Here is a 22,748-nt window from a genome sequence, read left to right on the forward strand (position 1 = left end):
TGCGTTTCCGACTCTATCAGACCGTTTCCGTATCCGATTTCCTCGGTGCTTTCCAGGTTTCCGCTTTCGCGTTTCCCTTTCCGGCGGTTCCGACTTTATCAGAAGTTCTGAGTCGGAATTTCCACCCCCTCCGGTCCGGATCGGGCGCTCGAGGCGTCCGGCCTTCCCGTTCAGGCGGAGACGTAAACGTACTGGAGCGGGGCGCCCCGATGCAAATCGAGTTGCCCCGCTCCGAGTTCACGCGTACGACAGGTCGTGCGCGGTCAGACCTCGACGACGACCGGGAGGATCATCGGCCTGCGCCGGTAGTTGTCGGAGACCCACTTGCCGAGCGTGCGACGGATGAGCTGCTGGAGCTGCCGGGGCTCCATGACACCGTCCTGAGCCGTGCGCTCCAGCACTTCGGTGATCTTCGGGATGACGTCGCCGAAGGCGGAGTCGTCGATGCCCGAGCCGCGGGCCTGGATGTGCGGGCCCCCGGTGATCTTGCCGGTGGACGAGTCGATGACAAGGAACACCGAGATGATGCCCTCGTCGCCCAGGATCTTGCGGTCCTTGAGGGCCGGCTCACCCACGTCACCGACCGACAGGCCGTCGACGTACACGTATCCCGCCTGGACCTTGCCCGCGATCCGGGCCTTGCCGCCGACGAGGTCGACGACGACGCCGTCCTCGGCGATGACGATCCGGTCGTGCGGGACGCCGGTCATAGCGCCCAGTTCCGCGTTGGCCCGCAGATGGCGCCATTCGCCGTGGACCGGCATCAGGTTCTTCGGGCGGCAGATGTTGTAGAAGTACAGCAGTTCACCCGCGGACGCGTGACCCGAGACGTGGACCTTGGCGTTGCCCTTGTGCACGACGTGCGCGCCCCAGCGGGTCAGGCCGTTGATCACGCGGTAGACCGCGTTCTCGTTGCCCGGGATCAGCGACGAGGCCAGGATGACCGTGTCGCCCTCGACGATACGGATCTGGTGGTCCCTGTTGGCCATCCGGGAGAGGGCGGCCATCGGCTCGCCCTGGGAGCCCGTGCAGACCAGGACCACGTCGTGGTCCGGCAGGTCGTCGAGTGTCTTGACGTCCACGACGAGGCCCGGCGGGACCTTCAGATAGCCCAGGTCCCGCGCGATGCCCATGTTCCGGACCATCGAGCGGCCGACGAAGGCGACCCGGCGGCCGTACTCGTGGGCCGCGTCAAGGATCTGCTGGATGCGGTGGACGTGGCTGGCGAAGCTCGCCACGATGATGCGCTTCTGGGCTCCGGCGAAGACCTGGCGCAGGACGTTGGAGATGTCCCGCTCGGGCGGGACGAAGCCCGGGACCTCGGCGTTCGTCGAGTCGGCGAGCAGGAGGTCGATGCCCTCCTCGCTCAACCGCGCGAAGGCGTGCAGGTCGGTCAGACGGTTGTCCAGCGGGAGCTGGTCCATCTTGAAGTCGCCCGTGTGCACCACCATGCCGGCGGGGGTGCGGATGGCGACGGCCAGGGCGTCCGGGATGGAGTGGTTGACCGCGACGAACTCGCAGTCGAAGGGGCCGATGCGCTCGCGGTTCCCCTCCACCACTTCGAGGGTGTACGGCCGGATGCGGTGCTCCTGGAGCTTCGCCTCGATCAGGGCGAGGGTCAGCTTGGAGCCGATGAGCGGGATGTCCGGCTTCTCGCGGAGCAGGAAGGGGACGCCGCCGATGTGGTCCTCGTGGCCGTGCGTGAGGACGATGCCCTCGATGTCGCCGAGGCGGTCCCTGATGGACGAGAAGTCCGGCAGGATCAGGTCGATGCCGGGCTGCTCCTCCTCGGGGAACAGGACGCCGCAGTCGACGATGAGCAGGCGGCCGCCGTACTCGAAGACCGTCATGTTGCGGCCGATCTCGCCGAGACCGCCGAGCGGGGTGACGCGCAGGCTGTTGTCCGGCAGCGGCGGGGGTGGGCCGAGTTCAGGATGCGGATGACTCAAAAGACTCTCCTCAACCACGCGCGCCACGTGCCGATGGGGCACGTGGCGCGCGTGACGTTCGTGCAGATGTAGTTGTGGTGGTGGACGCAGGCCCGTGTGGCCTGCCTTGTTCACCTTGTTCAGTTGTGAAAAGCGGTGACGCGTGGGGTCGTGCGAAGTCTGGGTGTCAGAGCTGTACCCCGCCCGAGGCGAGATCGAGCTTGAGCTGTTCGGTCTCTTCGGGCGTGAGCTCCGCCATGGGCGGGCGCAGCGGTCCGGCGGGCAGCCCCCGCAGGGTCAGCGCGGCCTTGGTGGTCATGACGCCCTGGGTGCGGAACATACCCGTGTAGACGGGAAGCAGCCGCTGGTGGATCTCCGTCGCCTTCTGGACGTCGCCCGCGGTGTACGCCTCGACGAGGGCGCGCAGCTCGGGGGTGACGAGGTGGCCGACGACCGAGACGAAGCCGACGGCGCCCACCGAGAGGAGGGGCAGGTTCAGCATGTCGTCGCCGGAGTACCAGGCGAGGCGGGAGCGGGCGATGGCCCAGCTCGCGCGGCCGAGATCGCCCTTGGCGTCCTTGTTGGCCACGATCCGCGGGTGCTCGGCGAGTCGGACGAGGGTCTCGGTGTTGATCGGGACACCGCTGCGGCCGGGGATGTCGTAGAGCATGACCGGCAGCCCGGTGGCGTCGGCGACGGCCGTGAAGTGGCGATACAGGCCCTCCTGCGGGGGCTTGTTGTAGTACGGCGTGACGACCAGCAGGCCGTGCGCGCCCACCCGTTCGGCGGTACGGGCGAGTTCGACGCTGTGGTGGGTGTCGTTGGTACCGACGCCCGCGACGACGTGTGCCCGGTCGCCTACGGCCTCCAGGACGGCTCGTACCAGATCCGATTTCTCCGCGTCGCTGGTGGTGGGCGACTCGCCGGTGGTGCCGTTGATGACCAGGCCGTCGTTGCCTGCGTCCACCAGATGGGTTGCGAGCCGCTGCGCGCCGTCGAGGTCGAGTGCGCCGTCCGCCGTGAAGGGCGTGACCATGGCGGTGAGGACCCGCCCGAAGGGGGTCTGCGGAGTGGAGGTCGGAGCCATGGGTAACACGCTACTCGCTGCTCAGGGCGGGGTCTGCCCCAGGGAAGGGCGACAAGTCGCGACAAAGGTGGAACCCGGCACTGCCTGCTCGGGGGTTCAAGCAGTGCCGGGTCCGTTTGATCAGGCTAGATGAACTTCTCCAAATGCCGCAATACGGACACCTCCCGAGGCTGACCCGTACATCTGTGCCCGGCCGGGGAACGGAGGTGCGTCAGGGCGCGACGCGCCCGTTCGCGTTGAAGGCGGCGTAGGTGAGTGGCATGAGCTCGGCCCACGCGGCCTCCATCTTCTCGCCGACCATCTCGATCTCCCGCTGCGGGAACGACGGGACCTTCGCCAGCTCGTGCTGGGTGCGCAGCCCGAGGAAGTGCATCAGCGAACGGGCGTTGCAGGTGGCGTACATCGAGGAGAACAGGCCGACCGGCAGGACCGCGCGGGCGACCTCGCGGGCGACTCCGGCGGCCAGCATCTCCTGGTAGCGCTCGTACGCCTGGACGTACGACTCCTGCATGGAGCGCTCCATGATCGCCTGCTGCGTCTCGGTGCCCGGTACGAACTCGTACTTGCCCGGGCGCCCCTGCTGGACCAGCTTGCGGTCCTCGCCGGGGACGTAGAACACGGGCTGGAGCTCGCGGTACCGGCCGGACTCCTCGTTGTAGGAGTTGTGGACGACGACGCCGCCCGCCAGGAAGTTGTGCCAGGGCCCTTCCACGGTGAGGTCGTACGTCATCTCCTCGCCGTCCTCCTCGATGGAGACGACCGGGTCGGGCACCGCCCCCTCGGTCTCGCCGCCGTGCCCTGCGGGCTTCTGCTCCTCGGCGCTCTTCGCCGCGTGGCAGGGCTCACACGCGGGTGCGAGGTTCCGCTCGTCGAGCGCACGGGCGAGGTCCTCGGCCACGGGGACGACGTGATCGAGGGCGAGGTGCTCACGCGGGAACGACTCTCCGCAGAGGTGACAGGTGTCGGTCTCTCGGATCAGGCGGTCGCGCTGCATCGAGGTCCATACGCCCACGCCCCGATGGAGGCCGGGGGGAACCGGCTGCTCGGAACGGGGTGAGCCGGCGTCCGCGGTCATCACGGCGTCCCCGACCGCGAGTTCGCCGGCCTTACGCCAGCCGTCCGGGGTGAGCACGGCGTGGTCGACGGTCGAGCGAAGCACCTTGCCGGCGGCGGTGGTGATCCTGATCAGCGGCTTGACGCCCGACTGGATGACGTCGAGGATCCGCCCGCTCCGGGCCGTCAGCGTCTCCTCGTCGTAGCAGCGCACCTGGGTGCGCCGGACGGGTTCGAGCCTGCGCAGCCGGGTGGACGGGTGCTGCTCGCGGAACTCCGCCACGGCGGAGTCCGCCGCCTCCCGGCTGTCGTACAGACCGAGGTAGTGGTCGGTCTCCTCGCCATGGACGCGCGCCGTCCACTTCTGCGCGCGGGAGTGCCAGGTCACGCCGCCCGCCGAGGGCGGCAGGCGGTCCTCGTCGCCGAGGTGCCACAGCTCGTACAGGTCCTCGATGGAGCGGTGCCGGACCTTCCCCGCTTCGCTGACCAGCGTGATCTCGGTGTCGCCCGCGACGCACCAGCCCACCCGGTGGCGCATGAACTCGCGGAAGACGAAGATCGGGGCGCTGACGAAGAACGTCATCGAGTTGTGCTCGAACGGGCTGCCGTGCCGGTCGCGCATCAGGTAGTTGATCAGGCCCTTGGAGCGCTCGGGGTCCTTGCCCAGCTCGTCCAGGGACTGCTCGCCGACGGTCGAGACGCGGGCAGCGAAGAGCACGTCGGCGTCGGACGCGGTGTGCTTGACCAGTTCGACGGTGACGTCACTGCGGAAGCTGGGCTTGAGGTGGTCGGCGGGGGTGTCGGTCACAGCGCGGAGGGTCCTTCCATGGCTCGCTCGGGCGGCGCCCACTCTACGGCCCGGCACCGACAACGGGCCGATCACCACCGGGCGTCGACACAATCCGGCGAACTCCTGTGAATTCGGGGAAAGCGGGCACCTTTCGGGGTGGCCGCTCGTCTGTGTTGTTGGCAGATGTCCGTTCGATCCACGACAGGAGAAGCACGTCACCATGTTTCGCCGGCGCGAGCCCGTACCGTTCGCCTTCCTCTCCGAGGCCGACAGGTTCCGCAGCAATGTCACTCCCCCGCCCCGCGACCGGGTCCCCCGCGGCCGGCTGGCGGGACGCTGGCTGCTCGGCCTCACCATCGTCGCCGGGCTCGTGGGCTCGCTCGCCCTCGGCATGCCGGCCCTGTCCGCCGACCAGTCGTCGGCGGGAACCCAGCACTCCCAGGCGTCCCGGGCGTCCCAGGGGCACTAGGCGGCGTCCGGCCACCGGATGTGACTCCATCCGGCCCCCCGAGGGTGGTGAGCGGGGGCACAGGTCGATAACCTCACCGGGCACAGCCCCCTGCACGGATTGAGTGAGGACCCGTCGTGCCCCTGCCCTTCCTGACGGCCGACCGCGCGTTCGAGGCGGCGGAAGACGACGTCGCGCTGCCCTTCGAGGACCGCGACCGCTGGCGGCGCCCCTACCGTCCCGGCCCGTGGCGGGTGGGCGTCGCCGCGCTTCTGCTGCTGCTCGCCTCGTACGTGCTGTTCGCCGCGGTCGTCATCGCGCTGACCGGGTCCGTCTCCGAGGCCGGTGTGGTGTTCGCGCTCGCGCTGGCCGTCATCGCCGGTGCCCTGCGCATGCTGCGCGCCGGCGTCTGGGTGAGCGCCCGCGGCCTGCGCCATGTCAGCTTCCTCCGCACCCGCACGGTGCCCTGGGAGCGGGTGGTGACCGTACGGACGGTGCAGCAGCCGGTGCGCTGGCTGTCCCTGCCCCGCACGGTCCAGGGGCAGGCCCTGCTGCTCGTCCGCTCGGACCGCGCCGCGAACGACGTACCGCCGCTGCTGACCACGCACAACGCGGACTTCCTGGCGCGCGACACGGCCTTCGACCGGGCGGCTGACGCGATCGAGGCGTGGGGCGAGGAGTACCGGCGGGGCTGACCGCGCCGGCGGCGACACGAAGGGGCCGGCCCGCACCGCCGCGGGCCGGCCCCTTCGCCGTACGGCCTGGTCGGGAGCGTAGGACTCAGACCTGGACCGGTCTGCCGTCGTGCAGGGCGATCGCCCGCTGCATCGCCTTGCGGGCGCGCGGGGTGTCCCGGGCGTCGTGGTAGGCGACGGCGAGTCGGAACCAGCTGCGCCAGTCGTCGGGCGCCGCCTCGGTCTCCGCCTTGCGCAGCGCGAAGACCTCGTCGGCCGAGTCGCGGTCGATACGGCCGCCCGGGGTCCGCCTCAGCTCGTCCACGGGCAGGCCGCCCTCGGCGTCGAGTTCGGCGGCGAGGGCGTTGGCCCGGCGGACGAACTGGGTGTTCTTCCACAGGAACCACACGCCGATGAGCGGCAGGATCAGGACCGCGACACCGAACGTGACGGTCAGCAGGGTGCCCGACTGGATGAGCAGGACACCGCGGCTGCCGACCAGGACGAAGTAGAAGACCAGGACGGCGGCCGTGACGGCGTAGGAGAGCTTCGCGCGCATGGGTCAGGGGCTCAGTTCAGGTCCAGGAAGTGTTCCAGGCCGAAGGTGAGGCCGGGAGTGGTCACCACGCGGCGGGCGCCGAGCAGGATGCCCGGCATGAAGCTGCTGTGGTGCAGGGAGTCGTGACGGACCGTGAGGGTCTCGCCCTCACCGCCCAGCAGGACCTCCTGGTGCGCCAGCAGGCCGCGCAGGCGGATCGCGTGCACCGGCACCCCGTCGACGTTGGCGCCGCGGGCGCCGTCCAGCGCGGTCGCCGTGGCGTCCGGGGCCGGGGCGGAACCCGCCTTCGCCCGGGCCTCCGCGATGAGCTGCGCGGTGCGGGTGGCGGTGCCGCTGGGCGCGTCCACCTTGTTGGGGTGGTGCAGCTCGACGACCTCGACCGACTCGAAGTAGGGCGCCGCGATCTGCGCGAACTTCATGGTGAGGACGGCCCCGATGGAGAAGTTGGGCGCGATGAGCACGCCCGTCTCCGGGGACCGGTCCAGCCAGTCCCCGAGCCGCGCGAGGCGCTCGTCGGTCCAGCCCGTGGTGCCGACGACCGCGTGGATGCCGTGGCCGACGCAGAACTCGAGGTTGCTCATGACGGAGGCGGGCGTGGTCAGTTCGACCGCCACCTCGGCGCCGCTCGCGACGAGCGTCTCCAGTGTGTCGCCCCGGCCGAGCGCGGCCACCAGCTCCATGTCCTCGGCCGCCTCGACGGCTCGTACGGCCTCGGAGCCGATACGGCCGTTCGCTCCGAGGACCGCCACGCGCAGCTTGCTCATCTTCTTGCTTCCTTAACCGGAGGGATCAGGCGACGGCGTCGTGCAGACGGGCGGCCTGCTTGTCCTTGAGCGGACCGATGACCGACAGCGAGGGCCGCTGCCCCAGGATCTCGCGGGCGACCGCACGCACCTCGTCCGGGGTGACGGAGGCGATGCGGGCCAGCATGTCGTCCACGGACATCTGCTCGCCCCAGCACAGTTCGCTCTTGCCGATACGGTTCATCAACGCGCCGGTGTCCTCCAGGCCCAGGACCGTGGAGCCCCGGAGCTGGCCGATGGCGCGGCCGATCTCGTCGTCGGACAGGCCGTTCCCGGCGACCTGGTCGAGTTCGTCGCGGCAGATCTTCAGCACGTCGTGCACCTGGCTCGGCCGGCAGCCGGCGTACACGCCGAAGAGGCCGCAGTCGGCGAAGCCGGAGGTGTACGAGTACACGCTGTAGGCCAGGCCGCGCTTCTCTCGGACCTCCTGGAAGAGGCGGGAGGACATTCCTCCGCCGAGGGCCGTGTTCAGCACGCCGAGCGCCCAGCGGCGCTCGTCGGTGCGGGCCAGGCCCGGCATGCCGAGCACGACGTGGGCCTGCTCGGTCTTCCGGCCGACGAGTTCGACCCGGCCGGCGGTGCGCAGGGCGCGCCGTCCCTCGCGCGGTGCGATGGGCGTGGCGTGTGCCTCGCGCAGGGCGCCGGCCTTCTCGAAGGCGGCCCTGACCTGTCGTACGACCTTGTTGTGGTCGATGTTGCCGGCGGCCGCGACCACCAGGTGCGTCGGGTCGTAGTGCTTCTTGTAGAAGCGGCGGATGCGGTCGGCGGTGAGGGCGTTGACGGTGTCGACGGTGCCGAGGACCGGGCGGCCGAGCGGGTTGTCGCCGAACATGGTGTGCGCGAACAGGTCGTGCACGCAGTCGCCCGGGTCGTCCTCGGTCATCGCGATCTCCTCGAGGATCGCGCCGCGTTCGACGTCGACGTCCTCCTCGCGGATCAGGGAGCCGGTGAGCATGTCACAGACGACGTCGATGGCGAGGGGGAGGTCGGTGTCGAGGACACGCGCGTAGTAGCACGTGTACTCCTTGGCCGTGAACGCGTTCATCTCGCCGCCGACCGCGTCCACGGCGGAGGAGATGTCCAGGGCGCTGCGCCGGGAGGTGCCCTTGAAGAGCAGGTGCTCCAGGTAGTGCGTGGCGCCGTTCAGGGCGGGGGTCTCGTCGCGGGAGCCGACGTGCGCCCAGATGCCGAAGGTCGCCGAGCGCACCGACGGGAGGGTCTCCGTGACGATCCGCAGGCCGCCCGGGAGGGTCGTCTTGCGGACGACACCGATGCCGGCCGTGCCCTTGACGAGGGTTTGGGTACGGGCGACGGCCCGCGCCTCCGAGGAGGTGCGGGCCGTCGCCGTGGAGCTGCTCGACGTCACTGGTCGGTGTCGTCCTTCTTCTCGTCGTCGCCTTCGCCCTCGATCACGGGGATGAGGGAGAGCTTGCCGCGGGAGTCGATCTCGGCGATCTCGACCTGGACCTTGGAGCCCACGCCGACCACGTCCTCGACGTTCTCCACGCGCTTGCCGCCGGCGAGCTTGCGGATCTGCGAGATGTGCAGCAGACCGTCCTTGCCCGGGAGCAGCGACACGAACGCGCCGAAGGTCGTCGTCTTCACGACGGTGCCCAGGTAGCGCTCGCCGACCTCCGGCATGGTCGGGTTGGCGATCGCGTTGATCGTGGCGCGCGCGGCCTCGGCCTGCGAGCCCTGCTGGGCACCGATGTAGATGGTGCCGTCGTCCTCGATCGTGATGTCGGCGCCGGTGTCCTCCTGGATCTGGTTGATCATCTTGCCCTTGGGGCCGATGACCTCGCCGATCTTGTCCACGGGGATCTTGACGGTGATGATCCGCGGGGCGTTGGGGGACATCTCGTCCGGCGTGTCGATCGCTTCCATCATCACGTCGAGGATGTGGAGGCGGGCGTCACGGGCCTGCTTGAGGGCCGCGGCCAGGACGGAGGCCGGGATGCCGTCCAGCTTGGTGTCGAGCTGGAGGGCGGTGACGAACTCCTTGGTGCCGGCGACCTTGAAGTCCATGTCGCCGAAGGCGTCCTCCGCACCGAGGATGTCGGTGAGGGCGACGTAGTGCGTCTCGCCGTTGATCTCCTGGGAGATCAGGCCCATGGCGATACCGGCGACGGGGGCCTTCAGCGGCACACCGGCGTTCAGCAGCGACATGGTGGAGGCGCAGACCGACCCCATCGACGTCGAGCCGTTGGAGCCGAGGGCCTCGGACACCTGACGGATCGCGTAGGGGAACTCCTCGCGCGTCGGCAGCACCGGCACGATGGCGCGCTCGGCGAGGGCACCGTGGCCGATCTCGCGGCGCTTGGGGGAGCCGACGCGGCCGGTCTCGCCGACGGAGTACGGCGGGAAGTTGTAGTTGTGCATGTAGCGCTTGCGGGTCACCGGGGAGAGGGTGTCCAGCTGCTGCTCCATCCGGAGCATGTTCAGGGTGGTGACGCCCAGGATCTGGGTCTCGCCACGCTCGAACAGCGCCGAACCGTGCACGCGCGGGATGGCCTCGACCTCGGCGGCGAGCGTACGGATGTCCGTGACGCCGCGGCCGTCGATGCGGACCTTGTCCTTGATGACGCGCTCACGGACCAGGGCCTTGGTGAGCGAGCGGTACGCGGCGGAGATCTCCTTCTCGCGGCCCTCGAACTGCGGGAGCAGCTTCTCGGCGGCGATCTCCTTGACGCGGTCCAGCTCGGCCTCGCGCTCCTGCTTGCCGGCGATGGTGAGCGCCTGCGAGAGCTCGCTCCTGACCGCGGCGGTGAGCGCCTCCAGGACGTCGTCCTGGTGGTCGAGGAAGACCGGGAACTCGCCGGTCGGCTTGGCGGCCTTGGCGGCGAGGTCGGCCTGGGCCTTGCAGAGCACCTTGATGAAGGGCTTCGCGGCATCCAGACCGGCGGCGACGACCTCCTCGGTCGGCGCCTCGGCGCCACCGGCGATCAGCGTGATCGTCTTGTCGGTGGCCTCGGCCTCGACCATCATGATCGCGACGTCGCCGTCCTCCAGGACGCGACCGGCGACGACCATGTCGAAGACGGCGTCCTCGAGCTCGGTGTGCGTCGGGAACGCGACCCACTGGCCGTTGATCAGCGCGACGCGGACGCCGCCGATCGGGCCGGAGAAGGGCAGGCCGGCCAGCTGCGTGGACGCGGAGGCGGCGTTGATCGCCACGACGTCGTACAGGTGGTCGGGGTTGAGCGCCATGATCGTGGCGACGACCTGGATCTCGTTGCGCAGGCCCTTCTTGAAGGACGGGCGCAGCGGGCGGTCGATGAGGCGGCAGGTGAGGATGGCGTCCTCGGAGGGACGGCCCTCACGGCGGAAGAAGCTGCCGGGGATCTTGCCTGCGGCGTACATCCGCTCCTCGACGTCCACCGTGAGGGGGAAGAAGTCGAGATTGTCCTTGGGCTTCTTGGAGGCGGTGGTCGCCGACAGCACCATGGTGTCGTCGTCCAGGTAGGCCACGGCGGAGCCGGCGGCCTGCCTGGCCAGGCGGCCCGTCTCGAAGCGGATAGTGCGGGTGCCGAAGGAGCCGTTGTCGATGACGGCCTCGGCGTAGTGGGTCTCGTTCTCCACTAGTGTTTTCTCCTCGTCTTCGTCCCTCCTGGCCCGTGTGGCAGGGGGACGTTTGCGGAGAGGCGCTCCGTCTGGTGCTGGCCGGTCTTCGATCGAAGCACCCGGGGTTCACTTCCTCCCGGGCGCCACTACCGAGGACCGGCGGCGGCGAGGTGCGCTTCTCCTCGTTCGTCTCGTGAGGTCGCCCTGCCCGTGCGGGTGGGCGTCCCTCACACTGTGTAGTGCGTACTACGCGTCGTGCGTACTGCTCTGTCGTGCGGTACTGCTCTGTCGTGCGTCCTGCGTCTCGCGTTGTGCTACCACACTACAAAGGGGTGGCGACACTCCGCACGTACAGCAAAGGGAGCGGCCCCCTACGAAGGTGGGAACCGCTCCCCTCACGGAGTCCTACTTGGCGCCCGCGGCGCCGCGGCGGATGCCGAGACGCTCGACCAGCGCACGGAAGCGCTGGATGTCCTTCTTGGCCAGGTACTGCAGCAGGCGGCGGCGCTGACCGACCAGGATCAGCAGACCACGACGGGAGTGGTGGTCGTGCTTGTGCGTCTTGAGGTGCTCGGTCAGGTCCGAGATCCGGCGCGAGAGCATGGCGACCTGGACCTCGGGGGAGCCGGTGTCGCCCTCCTTCTGGCCGAACTCGGTGATGATCTGCTTCTTCGTAGCGGCGTCGAGCGGCACGCGTACTCCTCGTAGTCTTGTGAGAGCCACCGAGTGCCCCCGGTCTTGGTCTCGGGGGAGCTTCCGTTACTCGGGAGGCGGGGATCCGATGGGCGCGGCCTCCAGAGCGCTGAGCTCCGGGGGTGCGTACACAAACGGCCGTCACTCAGGGTACCAGCCTGGGCCGGACCCGGTTGCCGGGTGCTGCCGGGCGCCCAGGAGGGACGTACATCCATAAACCCCTGAGCAGGGCGAAGAGGGGCAAGTAGGGTGGCCTCCCAGCCAGTTGGGACAGACGGAAGGACCGGAGCCGCGATGGCCGACGCCGACGACAGGGAACTCAGGGCACGCAAGGAGCGGGAGCGGGACGAGCTGTACGCCCTCGACATCTCCGGCGTCGAGTGGCAGAGCGCGCCGGGCACCGAGGAGCACGAGGAGCGGGTGGAGATCGCCTACCTGCCCGACGGCGCCGTCGCCATGCGGTCCTCGCTCGACCCGGCCACCGTGCTGCGGTACACGGAGGCGGAGTGGCGCGCCTTCGTGCTCGGCGCGCGGGACGGCGAGTTCGACCTCGAGGCGACACCGCCGGGTACGTCACCGGACGCGACCGCGGTGTCACAAAGCGTGGCGCACGGCGGAGGTGCCTCGGCGGAGTAGACGCGGAGGAGTAAGCCGCGAGGGTGGGGCGTGAGCCGGGTGGGCGGGCTCACGTTTCACCCGTGAGAGTCGCGCCCGCTCTACGGCGGTGAGTCACCCGCCGGCGGATCCGGGCGCTTGTCGCTGTCCGGGGCCGGTGGGGATGCCGGCCGGCGGGGATGTCCGGCCGGTGTGGATGCGGGGCCGGTGTGGGTGCGTGGGCGTTGCTCTGGGTGTGCCAGCCGGGGTGGATGTCCGGTCGGAGTGGGCGTGTTGGTTGGCGTCGGGCTCGACAGTGGGTGTCTCGATTCGGCGGGTGCCGGCCGTCGCGGGGTTCTCCTTATCAACGTCGTTGCGGCGTAAGGACGTTCAGGTTGCTTGTGGTTGGCTTGTTTCGTCTTCCGACCGGTTTGCGCCCTGATGAGGGAGCTACTTACTTCCCTTCTGGGCAGGTTGTGCCGTGGCGGGCTGACGCTGAGGGGTGGACGGGCCTGCCGGGGTGGGGTCCGTGGTGATTAGGCTGGGAGCGGGCGCGTCGCCACACCCGCGAACCGGGTGTCGGTGCCTCAGGGGGAGAGCCGGCGGATCGGACGACCTCCAACGACGACGGACGACAAGCAACTGGTCGCCCCAGCACGGCATGAGGGTGCTCGACCACACCAGGAGGAACTGTGAGCAGCGATCGGGACGGCATCCGCGGGGGCTGGGCCACACCCGGCGATGACCAGCCCGACGCGGAGTCCGCCGTCGAGACGACGGGCGAGTTCACCATCGACTACGCGCCGCCCGCCTGGTACACGCAGAACGCGTCGGAGGGCTCGGCGGATTCGGGGAGTACCGGCGACGCGGAGGACGCCGGGGACTCCGGCGAGCCCGCAGAGCCGAAGGACGCGAAGGCGGTGCCGGGTCCGCGGGGGCCGGGTGCTCCGGGTCCGCGGGGGCCGGGTGCTCCGGGTCCGCTGAACGTGTCGGGTCCGCCGTTGCCCGGGCTGGCTCCGCCGGTCCACACGCGGCCCGCCGCTCCGGGCACCCCGGTCGCTCCTCCGGCGGCTCCCCCGGGTCCGGCCGCGGGTCCGACGTCCGTTCCGGTTCCCGCGCCGGGGCTGCCCTTCTCCCCGCCGCAGCCTCCGCCCGCGCCCGCTCCTGGGGCGCCCTACACGCCTCCGGCTCCCGGGGCCCCGTTCACGCCGCCCGCTCCGCCGGCCGGGGGGCCGGTGGCCGTGCCCAGGCTTCCGGTGGGGAGCGGGTTCGAGCCGCAGGGCCGACGGGCCGAGGAGCAGGGCGAAGCGGCTCCGGCCGCGCCTGCCTCCCCGACGGCCGTACCGGGCATGCCTGTTGGCGGATTCCAGCAGCAGTGGAACCCGGCGGTCCCGCCGGTCGCTCCCACGGCTGCGGCTCCGGCACCGGCGCCCTCGGTGACCGAGGAGCCCGCTGCCGAGGACGGAGACCTGGAGAGCGGCGCCACCCTGCGGATCTCCCCCGCCGCGCTGAAGCGGGAGGTCGCGGAGCGCGCCGCCGCCGCCGAGGGTGAGAACGCCGTGCAGGACGAACGTCCGGAGGCGGAGGCCGAGGTCGAGGTCGAGGCCAGCGACCGGGACGAGGAGGCCGTGACGGAGACGGGTACGGCAGGGCCCGAGGCCGACGTGGACGAACCCGACGCCGATTCCGACGCCGGTCCCGGCGCCGCCGAGACGGATCGGGAGGAGGACCAGGACGGGCCCTCCGGGTCCGGCGAGGGCGAGATCCTGGCCGCCGAGGCCCGGGATGCCGCCGTAGCCGAACCCGCCGAGCCGTCCTCGACACCGACGGACGGCGCCGCCGCTTCCGGGACGGTCGAGGAGTCCGGCCAGGACTCCGGCGAGGACTCCGCGCCGGAAGCCGGGACGGAGGGTGCGGACGAGGCCCGGCAGGACGCGGAGGTCCAGGAGGACGCCCAGGTTCCGGACGTACGGTCGGACGCGGTGCCCCCCGATGTCGTACCCGAAGAGGGCGCGACCGAGGGCGACGGCCCTCAGGACACTCCTCCCCCGAGCGACAGCGCTCTCCAGCCTCCGACGGGCTGGGCTCCCCCGCCTGCGCCCCCGGGCGGGCTTCCGCCGTTGCCGCCCTCGTACGAGCCCGCCGCGCCGGCGTCGGCCGCCCAGTGGCCGGTGCAGCCGCAGTGGCAGCCGGCCGAGCCTCCCCCTCCCGCGCAGCCCCCGTCGCAGCCCCAACCGGCGGCCGCTCAGGCGCAGCCGCCCGTGCCGCCGCAGCAACCCGTCTTCCAGCCTCAGGCGCCGCAGCCCGCGCCCGCGGCCTGGAACCCGCAGGCCGCGCCGCCGCCCGGTCCGGGTGTCCCGCAGCCGGGTGCCGTGCAGCAGCCGCCGGCCCCGCAGCCGCACGGCGCGCCCGACCCGCAGACGGGCTACGGCTTCCCGCCCCCCGGCACCGCGCCCGCCCCCATCGCGCAAGCGGGCTACGGCTTCCCGCAGCCCGGCGCTCCCGCGCCCGTCCCCAGCCCCCAGACCGGCTACGGCTTCCCGCAGCCCGGCGCACCGGCATCGGCATCCCCGCACGCCCAGCCGGACCCCGCCCCCTCAACGGCCCCGCATGCACCGGCCGACCCCAACACCCCCAGCGGCTACGGATTCCCGCAGCCCGGAGCCCCCGCCCCCAACCCCCAGACCGGCTACGGCTTCCCGCAACCTTCCGCGCCCCAGGGGCAGCCGCAGGGTCAGCCGGGACAGCCTTACGGGCAGCCGCAGGCGCAGCCGCACCCCGCCGTGCCCCACCAGGCGCAGCCCCAGTCGCAGCCCCAGGGCCCCACCCCGCCCGCCCCCGCGCCGGAAGCCCCCCAGGGTTTCCCGCAGCAGCCCGCTCCCCCGCACCCGCACGCGGAGGCGCAGCCCCCGGCACCGCAGCCGCAGCCGCCCGTGGACCCGCGGCTCGGCGCCGCCTGGCCGCAGCCCATACAGCACGACCAGCGGCAGATGACCAACCCCGGTGCCGCGCCGCTCGGTTACACCGCTGCCGTGGAACTGTCCTCGGACCGGTTGCTCAACAACAAGAAGCAGAAGACGAAGAGCACCCGGCCCGCCGCCGCCTCCTCGCGCTTCAAGATCGGCGGGAAGAAGGAGGAGGCCGAGCGGCACCGCAAGCTCGACCTGATCCGGACGCCCGTGCTGTCCTGCTACCGGATCGCCGTGATCAGCCTCAAGGGCGGCGTCGGCAAGACGACGACCACCACCGCGCTGGGTTCCACGCTCGCCACCGAGCGGCAGGACAAGATCCTCGCGATCGACGCCAACCCGGACGCCGGGACGCTCGGCCGCCGGGTGCGGCGCGAGACCGGGGCCACCATCCGCGACCTCGTCCAGGCGATCCCGTACCTCAACTCGTACATGGACATCCGGCGGTTCACCTCGCAGGCGTCCTCCGGGCTGGAGATCATCGCCAACGACGTGGACCCGGCCGTCTCCACGGCCTTCAACGACGAGGACTACCGGCGCGCGATCGACGTGCTCGGCAGGCAGTACCCGATCATCCTGACCGACTCGGGCACCGGCCTCCTCTACAGCGCCATGCGCGGGGTGCTGGACCTGGCCGACCAGCTGATCATCATCTCGACGCCGTCCGTGGACGGTGCGAGCAGCGCCAGTACGACGCTGGACTGGCTGTCGGCGCACGGGTACGCCGATCTCGTCTCACGGTCCCTCACCGTCATCTCCGGGGTCCGCGAGACGGGCAAGATGATCAAGGTGGACGACATCGTCAGCCACTTCGAGACGCGCTGCCGGGGTGTCATCACGGTGCCGTTCGACGAGCACCTCGCCGCCGGTGCGGAGGTCGACCTCGACATGATGCGGCCGAAGGTGCGGGAGGCGTACTTCAACCTCGCCGCGATGGTCGCCGAGGACTTCGTCCGGCACCAGCAGGCGCACGGTCTGTGGACCTCGGACGGCAACCCGCCCCCGGTGGCCGCGCCGCCGCTGCCCGGACAGCAGGCCCCGGGACAGCAGGTCCCGCAGTTCCCCGGACAGCAGATTCCCGGACAGCAGATCCCGGGCCCGCACATCCCCGGACAGCCGGGACCGTACCCCCAGCACCCTCAGCAGCCCCAGCCCCAGCCCCAGCAACCCCAGCCCGGTCAGCCTTACGCCCAGCCGCACCCGCAGCCCGGGCAGCCGCCGTATCCCCAGCCGGGGCAGCCCTATCCGCAGGCCGCCGGCCACCCGTACCCGCAGCCGGGGCAGCCGGCGCAGCCCGGCCCCCAGGGCCAGCCGGAGCAGGCGCCGCGGCCGGGTCACCCGGCCGCCCCGCCCGCCGGATACCCGCAGACCCCGCCACCGCCCGCCCCCCAGCCCCCTCAGCAGCACTGACGTCACAGCCCGCCCTCCGGGGGCGGGCAACACGAAAGGGCGGCCGGTGCCCACAGGCACCGGCCGCCCTTCGCGTGCTCAGCCGCTCGGCCGACGGTTACTCGGCGGACGGAGGCAGGAACGTGGACGCCGACGGGGGCGTGGACGCCGCGATCAGCTCACGGCAGCGCTTGACGTCCGCCGCCATCTGCTCAAGCAGCGCGTCGATGGAGTCGAACTTCGCCTGGCCCCGCACGAACGCGAGGAAGTCGACGGCCACGTGCAGGCCGTACAGGTCCAGTCCCACCCGGTCGATGGCGTACGCCTCGACCGTGCGCTCGGTGCCGTCGAACTGCGGGTTCGTGCCGACGGAGATCGCGGCCGGCATGGCCTCGCCCTCGGCGTGCAGCCAGCCGGCGTAGACGCCGTCGGCGGGGATCGCGGTGTGCGGGAGGGTCTCGACGTTCGCCGTGGGGAAGCCCAGCTCGCGGCCGCGCTGGGCGCCGCGGACGACCACGCCCTCGACCCGGTGCGGGCGGCCCAGGATCTCGGCGGCCCCCTCGACGTCGCCCTCGCCGACCAGGCGCCGGGTCAGGGTCGAGGAGAAGGGTTCGCCGCCGCCCGCCTCACCCGACACGTACAGGTCGACGACCTCGACGTCGAAGTCGTAGGTCTTGCCCTGCTCGGCGAGGAACTCGACGTTGCCCGCGGCCTTGTGGCCGAAGCGGAAGTTGGGGCCCTCCACGGCCGCCCTGGCGTGCAGTTTGTCGACCAGGACCTTGACGACGAAGTCGGCCGGGGACAGCTTCGAGAACTCGGTGGTGAAGGGCAGGATCAGCACGGCGTCCACGCCCAGGTCCGCCATGAGCTCGGCGCGACGGTGGTGCGGGGCGAGCAGCGGCGGGTGGCTGCCCGGCCGGACGACCTCGCTGGGGTGCGGGTCGAAGGTGACGACGACGGAGTGCACGCCGAGTTCACGGGCGCGTTCCACCGTGTGCCGGATGATCAGCTGGTGTCCGCGGTGGACCCCGTCGTAGGAACCGATGGTGACGACGCTGCGCCCCCAGTCCTGGGGGATGTCCTCCAAGCCACGCCAGCGCTGCACTGTGTTCGCTCCTCGTCGCGTCCTCGTCGAACCCGTGTCCGTGTCTGCCTCATTACGCAGGTCTAAGGGTGCCATGCCGGATGGCCGCGTCCCGCATCGGCATGGAGGCTGTGACGGTTCGCACCCGCCCGGAGCCGGTCAGGCGGGGACGCGTACGCCCGCGAGGTTCTCGATCATCCGGCGGGCGCCGGGCCCCACCACTGCCGCCCACTCGCGCGGAGCGTCCGACAGCCAGCCCGCGAGGAGGGCGGCGAAGCCGGGGACCTGGCGGGCCAGGTCGACGAGAGCGCAGTCGAGGCGGGTCGCGCCGTCGGGGGTGCGGACCAGGAGCCGGCCGGTGCGCAGGGCGAGGTCGCGCAGTCCGGCCGGGTCCCGGGCCGCCGTGCTCTCGACGGCGGTGCGCAGCAGCGCGTCCAGGACGGCCGGGTCGCTCTCGTGGGCCAGCAGGACGTCGAGGAGTTCGCGGCGCAGGGGCCGGGAGGCGGGGGTGCCGGGGGCGGCGAGTACGGCGGCGAGTGCGGCGCGCACCGGTTGCGGGCCGCCGTCCAGCAGTCCGGTGACCAGCGGCAGGAGGACGGGCCGGGCGGCGGGGCCCCGGTCGAGGCGCCGGTCGAGGCAGGCGGCGAGGTGGACTGCGGTCGCCGGCCGTTCCGCGACCGCCTCCCGTACCAGGACGGCGACACGGCCGGCCAACGCGGGCGTCGTGACGTCGACGAGGGTGCGGAGCGCCGCCCGGGCGTCCGGGTGGCGCAGCCGGGCCCGGAAGGCGTCCAGGACCGGGTCCTGGTGGGTGGGCAGGGCGGCGGCCAGCGCGCTCGGCGGGAACAGCGGGTCGCCGTCCGCGAAGTGGCCGAGTGCGCGCGGGAGATGACGGGCGCGGGTGTGCGGATCGCGGACCAGGAGGGCGAGCGCGCCGCCGTGCAGGGCGTGGTCGACGGGGCCGGCGAGCAGGGTGAGGGCTGCGTGGCGGAGCAGTTCCCGGTCGGCGTCGGCGCGTACCCGGGGCGCGGCGCGCAGCGCGTGGGTGACGGCCGCCGCCCGCCGCCGCGGCCGCGCGTCGTGCGCCCAGCGGCCGACGGCCCGGCAGACGGCGGACGGTTCGTCCTCGGCGAGGGCGGCGAGGAGTTCGTCGGCCCGCGGGTGGGCGCTGTCGGCGAGTACTTCCGTCAGGGCGTCCGGGGCCCGGTGCCGGTGGGTGTGCAGCAGCGCCTGCGCGGCCTTCGCCACCGTCGCGTGCGGGGTGGCGGGCAGCGGACGCTCGTCCTCGAACCAGCGCACCAGGTGCGGTTGTACGACGACGGGGTCGGCGGCGAGGAGTGCGGCGACGGCGTCGAGGAAGCGGGGCGGGGCGGTGCCGGACAGCCGGCCGGGGGGCGTGGGCGGGCCGTCGGCGAGGACCAGTCGGCGCAGCAGGTCGAGGCGGATGTCGTCCGGGAGGGACAGGGCGGTCCAGAACGCGGGGCCGAACTCGGCCGGCGGCGGACGGTCGCGCCGATCGCGGTCGGCGAGCCGTTCGGCCAGCAGCCGCAGGATGTCCGTGTACGGCGTGGCGTCGGGCACCCGTGACAGGGTCCCGGCCAGCAGCCGCAAGGCCCACCAGGAGTCGGGGTCGGTGTCCAGCGCGTACACCAACTCCTCCATGCGCAGGGCTAGTTGAGCCGTGCCCTGCTGACGGGCGAGGAGCAGCAGGGCCTGTACGACCGAGCCGACGCGGTGGTGCGGGACCGGATCCGGGCGCTCGCCGTGCGGCGGGGTGCGACGGTGGACCAGGGCGCGCAGTGCCCCGTCCAGGTCGAGGTGCATGCCCTGGAGCCAGTCGGCGAGTTCCTCGTGGCCGAAGCGGTAGCCGCCGCCCGCGGGGACCAGGAGACCCTCGGTGAGGACGGCGGAGGCCCAGCCGGTGCCGCCGCCGAGCCGCGCGGGGGCCGGGCCCCAGGGGAAGAGCATCTCGAACGTCACCGGGTCCAGCTCGCCCGGCCCGGGTCCGAGGCTGCGCCGGGCGGCCTCGTGGACCTGCCCGGCGACCTTGGCGGCGAGCCGGCGTACGGCGGTGCCGCGCAGGCCCCCGGCGGCGGCGAGCCGTTCGGCGACGCGCAGGCAGATCAGGTCGAGGTGTGCGGAGAAGACGTCGTCGCGGTCGACCGGCGCGGTGGGCTCCCCGGGCTCCGCGGGGAGGGCGGCGCGGATCTCGGAGAGCAGACGGAGGGTGAGGGGGTGGCGGGCGTCGGCGCCGCTCAGGGCGGTCTCGGGAATCCCGTACCGGGCGCGGGCCCGACGGGCCTCCGGTTCCGGCAGGTCACCGAGGTGGACGGCGGGCGGAACGGGCACGGCGACACGCGCCGGGGCGAGAACGGCGGCGGGCGGCGCGGGTGCCGCCGTACGTGCCGGGGCGGGAACGGCGAGGTCCCCGGCATGACCGGCGCGGACCCGGTCGAGGGCCGGGACCGTCGAAGCTCCGGCACGGCCGGCATCCACCCCGTCGGAAGCCGGAGGGGTGAAGACCGCGGCACGACCGCCGTACTCCGCATCGGGAGCTGGAGCGGCGAGGCCCGCGTTACGACCGGCGCAGACGCCGTCGAGGGCCGGACCGGTGAGATCCCCGGTACCACTGGCTTGCGTCGCGTCCGACCGCGGAAGAGGGAAACCCCCGGCCCGGCCGCCGCACACCGCGTCGGGGGCCGGAACCGTCGAAGCTCCGGCACGGCCGGCATCCACCCCGTCCAGGGCCGGAGGGGTGAAGACCGCGGCACGACCGCCGTACTCCGCATCGGGAGCTGGAGCGGCGAGGCCCGCGTTACGACCGGCGCAGACGCCGTCGAGGGCCGGACCGGTGAGATCCCCGGTACCACTGGCTTGCGTCGCGTCCGACCGCGGAAGAGGGAAACCCCCGGCCCGGCCGCCGCACACCGCGTCGGGGGCTGGAGCGGCGAGGTCCCCGTTACGACCGGAGCGGACCCCGTCGGGGGCCGGGACCGTCGAAGCTCCGGCACGGCCGGCATCCACCCCGTCCAGGGCCGGAGGGGTCAGACTCCCAGTGCAGCCGTCGTGCACGGTGTCGGTGGGGAATCCGGGCGCCGCCTCCTCCCAGAATTCCGGTCGGCAGGCCACCACCAGGCGTGTCCCTGTCTCCCGCAGCCACTGCGCCGACCCGGCGGTCCACTCCGGCAGGCGGTGCGCCAGCGCCGCGGGCATCTCCTCGGGGCCGTCGAGGAGGAGGAGCAGGGGGCGGCCGACCGTACGGGCGAGGCGGGCCAGGCGGTGCGGGGTGAGGTCGCCGAGGTCAGCGGGCAGGGCGGACCGGGAGGCCGCGACGATCCGTGCCGCCCGCGTCAGCGCGCGGCCCGCCGCGTCCGCCACCGAGCCGTCGTCGCCCGCCAGGTCGGCGCCGCTCAGCCACAGGGTGGGGGCGGGTTCCGCGCTCCGGTGCCGGCGGGCGGCGAGGGCCGCGAGTTCCGTCGTACGGCCGCTGCCGGGTGCCCCGACAAGGCCGAGGACGGCGGCGGGACCCCGCAGGAAGGCGGTGAACTCCGCGGTCACGTCCGGTCGTTCCACGGGTGTGACCGATTCGGCCGGCCCTGGCGGTCCGTCGCCCGCGTCGGCCTCGGGCGGGCCGGGCGGTCCGTCCTGGGCGAGGGAGGTGGCCGTGAGTTCCAGTACGCCGGCCAGGTTCAGGTCGGCGGAGTAGGCGGGCACCGTCGCCGCGTTGCGGGCGAGCAGCTCGGCGAGCGGACCCGCGGTGCGGGGCAGGGGAACGGCGAAGCCGGTGTCGCGGGGGCCGCAGCGCAGGGCGGTGCCGAGCACCCCGACCACGGCACCGGTCAGGGCGTCGAGCACCGGCCCCCCGGCCGCTCCGCCGCCGAGCCGCAGCGCGTCCCGGCCGGCCGTGCCGATCGCCAGTTCCAGGGCGTCGCCGAGGTGGTGGAAGCGGTCGGTGGCGGTGTACGTCACGTCGGTCGCACCCAGCACGCGCGCCTCGCGCCAGCCGCCGGCGGCGATGTGCACATAGGTGCCGGTGTCGATCCGGTCCCGCACGGTGACGGGGAGCGGGTCCACCCCGAGGCCCCGGGTGCGGACGAGGGCCAGGTCCAGCGCGGGCAGGGGGATGACCTCGTCGGCGGTCACGACACAGCTGCGGCCGCCGGTGGCGCTGAGCACGAGCCGGCGCAGACCGTCCACGGCCTCGTGACTGGTGATCACCGTGCCGTGGTGGTCGGCGACGAAACCCGAGCCGCGAGGCCGTCCGGCCAGGTCGTGGAGGCGTACGACGACGTCGTCGAGCGACGGCCGGGACCCGTCACGGTCGCCCAGGGCGGCGGCGCCCACCGCCGGGCCGCCTTCGTCCCGGTCGCCCTCGGCGCGATGACGCGAGGCACCGCCGGACGGCGAGGCGGCGATCCGGGAAGCCGCGGGGCGGGATGCGCCGGACGGGGATGCCCCGGTTGAGGGACCCGCAGCGCGGGACGCACCGGACGCGAAGGACGCAGTCCCGGAGACCGCAGCGCGGGACGCGCCAGAAGGGAAGGACGTCCCAAAAGCCCCGGCGCAGGACCCGCCGGACGCGGAGGCCGGAGACCCCGCAGCCGCAACGCGGGACACAGCCGACGCGGAGGCCACGGCCCCGGAAGCCCCAGCGCGGGCGACGCCCGGCCCGGAGAAGTCGTCGGACTGCTGCGGGACCGCGTCCTGGACGCCGCCCGTCGCACACCGCGCCGGCCCGGACCGGCCCTCGGCCGCGATCCTGGCCGGGGTCCCGGTACCGGCGATGTCCCACACCGCCCGCATGCCCTCCGGCGTCCGGGGTCCGCCCCCGGTGCGGGGGTCACGTGCCGCCATGGTCGAACCTCCCGCCGTACATCCGTGCCTGTGCTCGACGGTAGGCGCGGGGTGATCGGCGGGACAGATCTCGTGGCGAACGCGCCCCCTTCCGCTCCCTCGGTTCACTCCGAGCGCCTGCCCGGACGGGTGAATAGGCGGGGGCGGCTGGATAGACCTAGGGGTGGCCCACGCCCATCACGCTGCACACGTGCCCGGCCGCGAGGAAGCCCTGCACCCGGCAGCTCGGCGAGCTCATGATGGCCTCGATGGCCGGGGGGAC

Annotated in this window: 13 protein-coding genes and 4 pseudogenes; 4 read left to right on the top strand and 13 right to left on the bottom strand. The window is 72.5% G+C overall.

The window, feature by feature from the left end:
* Positions 1 to 263 precede the first annotated feature (263 nt).
* From ABZT03_RS37610 to ABZT03_RS37630, 5 genes and pseudogenes are all read right to left on the bottom strand, one after another.
* Positions 264 to 1,949: a ribonuclease J gene (locus ABZT03_RS37610; protein ID WP_356047801.1), complete on the bottom strand. Its 1,686-nt coding sequence runs from the start codon at positions 1,947 to 1,949 to the stop codon at positions 264 to 266.
* Between the two features lie 166 nt (positions 1,950 to 2,115).
* Positions 2,116 to 3,015 carry a 4-hydroxy-tetrahydrodipicolinate synthase gene (gene dapA, locus ABZT03_RS37615; protein WP_356047803.1) on the bottom strand — a complete coding sequence of 300 codons (900 nt, stop codon included), beginning with the start codon at positions 3,013 to 3,015 and terminating at the stop codon, positions 2,116 to 2,118.
* 211 nt (positions 3,016 to 3,226) lie between these two features.
* A pseudogene (gene thyX, locus ABZT03_RS37620) lies at positions 3,227 to 3,676 on the bottom strand (FAD-dependent thymidylate synthase); the annotation flags it as partial.
* 3 nt (positions 3,677 to 3,679) lie between these two features.
* Positions 3,680 to 4,606 (bottom strand): annotated as a pseudogene (locus tag ABZT03_RS37625) (HNH endonuclease); the annotation flags it as partial.
* Positions 4,586 to 4,876 (bottom strand): annotated as a pseudogene (locus tag ABZT03_RS37630) (FAD-dependent thymidylate synthase); the annotation flags it as partial. The pseudogenes ABZT03_RS37630 and ABZT03_RS37625, both read right to left, overlap by 21 nt.
* A gap of 202 nt (positions 4,877 to 5,078) precedes the next feature.
* Here ABZT03_RS37630 and ABZT03_RS37635 point away from each other — a divergent pair.
* Positions 5,079 to 5,327 (top strand): hypothetical protein, encoded by a 249-nt coding sequence (locus tag ABZT03_RS37635; RefSeq protein ID WP_356047805.1) that lies wholly within the window; start codon positions 5,079 to 5,081, stop codon positions 5,325 to 5,327.
* Positions 5,328 to 5,443: 116 nt separating this feature from the next.
* On the top strand, positions 5,444 to 6,001 hold the full coding sequence (locus ABZT03_RS37640) for a hypothetical protein (RefSeq protein WP_356047806.1): 558 nt from the start codon (positions 5,444 to 5,446) through the stop codon (positions 5,999 to 6,001).
* Between the two features lie 85 nt (positions 6,002 to 6,086).
* Here ABZT03_RS37640 and ABZT03_RS37645 read toward each other — a convergent pair whose 3' ends face one another.
* The 5 genes from ABZT03_RS37645 to rpsO form a co-directional block, all read right to left on the bottom strand.
* Complete coding sequence (locus ABZT03_RS37645) at positions 6,087 to 6,539, bottom strand: hypothetical protein (RefSeq protein ID WP_356047807.1); 453 nt, start codon at positions 6,537 to 6,539, stop codon at positions 6,087 to 6,089.
* 11 nt (positions 6,540 to 6,550) lie between these two features.
* Positions 6,551 to 7,303, bottom strand: coding sequence for a 4-hydroxy-tetrahydrodipicolinate reductase (gene dapB / locus ABZT03_RS37650; RefSeq protein WP_356047809.1), 753 nt, complete (start codon positions 7,301 to 7,303; stop codon positions 6,551 to 6,553).
* Positions 7,304 to 7,328: 25 nt separating this feature from the next.
* Positions 7,329 to 8,708 (bottom strand): pitrilysin family protein, encoded by a 1,380-nt coding sequence (locus ABZT03_RS37655; protein WP_356047811.1) that lies wholly within the window; start codon positions 8,706 to 8,708, stop codon positions 7,329 to 7,331.
* The gene (locus ABZT03_RS37660; RefSeq protein ID WP_356047813.1) at positions 8,705 to 10,921 is read right to left on the bottom strand and encodes a polyribonucleotide nucleotidyltransferase; all 2,217 of its coding nucleotides are present in this window, start codon (positions 10,919 to 10,921) and stop codon (positions 8,705 to 8,707) included. The genes ABZT03_RS37655 and ABZT03_RS37660 overlap by 4 nt, the downstream gene beginning before the upstream one ends.
* 387 nt (positions 10,922 to 11,308) lie before the next feature.
* Entirely contained in the window at positions 11,309 to 11,596 is a 288-nt protein-coding gene (rpsO, locus tag ABZT03_RS37665; protein WP_286065081.1) for a 30S ribosomal protein S15, read from the bottom strand.
* Between the two features lie 294 nt (positions 11,597 to 11,890).
* Here rpsO and ABZT03_RS37670 point away from each other — a divergent pair, with 294 nt between their 5' ends.
* Together ABZT03_RS37670 and ABZT03_RS37675 are read left to right on the top strand one after the other, a co-directional pair.
* Positions 11,891 to 12,232 (top strand): DUF397 domain-containing protein, encoded by a 342-nt coding sequence (locus tag ABZT03_RS37670; protein WP_356047815.1) that lies wholly within the window; start codon positions 11,891 to 11,893, stop codon positions 12,230 to 12,232.
* A gap of 650 nt (positions 12,233 to 12,882) precedes the next feature.
* Entirely contained in the window at positions 12,883 to 16,569 is a 3,687-nt protein-coding gene (locus tag ABZT03_RS37675) for an SCO5717 family growth-regulating ATPase (RefSeq protein ID WP_356047817.1), read from the top strand.
* A gap of 97 nt (positions 16,570 to 16,666) precedes the next feature.
* On the opposite strand, the gene ABZT03_RS37680 is transcribed toward ABZT03_RS37675, so the two are convergent.
* From ABZT03_RS37680 to ABZT03_RS37690, 3 genes and pseudogenes are all read right to left on the bottom strand, one after another.
* Positions 16,667 to 17,653, bottom strand: coding sequence for a bifunctional riboflavin kinase/FAD synthetase (locus tag ABZT03_RS37680; protein WP_356047818.1), 987 nt, complete (start codon positions 17,651 to 17,653; stop codon positions 16,667 to 16,669).
* A 138-nt stretch (positions 17,654 to 17,791) separates the two neighbouring features.
* A complete protein-coding gene (locus ABZT03_RS37685) occupies positions 17,792 to 21,976 on the bottom strand; it encodes a trypsin-like peptidase domain-containing protein (RefSeq protein ID WP_356047820.1) in 4,185 nt (1,394 codons plus the stop codon).
* Between the two features lie 676 nt (positions 21,977 to 22,652).
* Positions 22,653 to 22,748 (bottom strand): annotated as a pseudogene (locus tag ABZT03_RS37690) (hypothetical protein); the annotation flags it as partial.

This window comes from Streptomyces sp. NPDC005574 (genome assembly GCF_040605435.1).
In the GTDB taxonomy this organism is placed as follows: Bacteria; Actinomycetota; Actinomycetes; order Streptomycetales; family Streptomycetaceae; genus Streptomyces.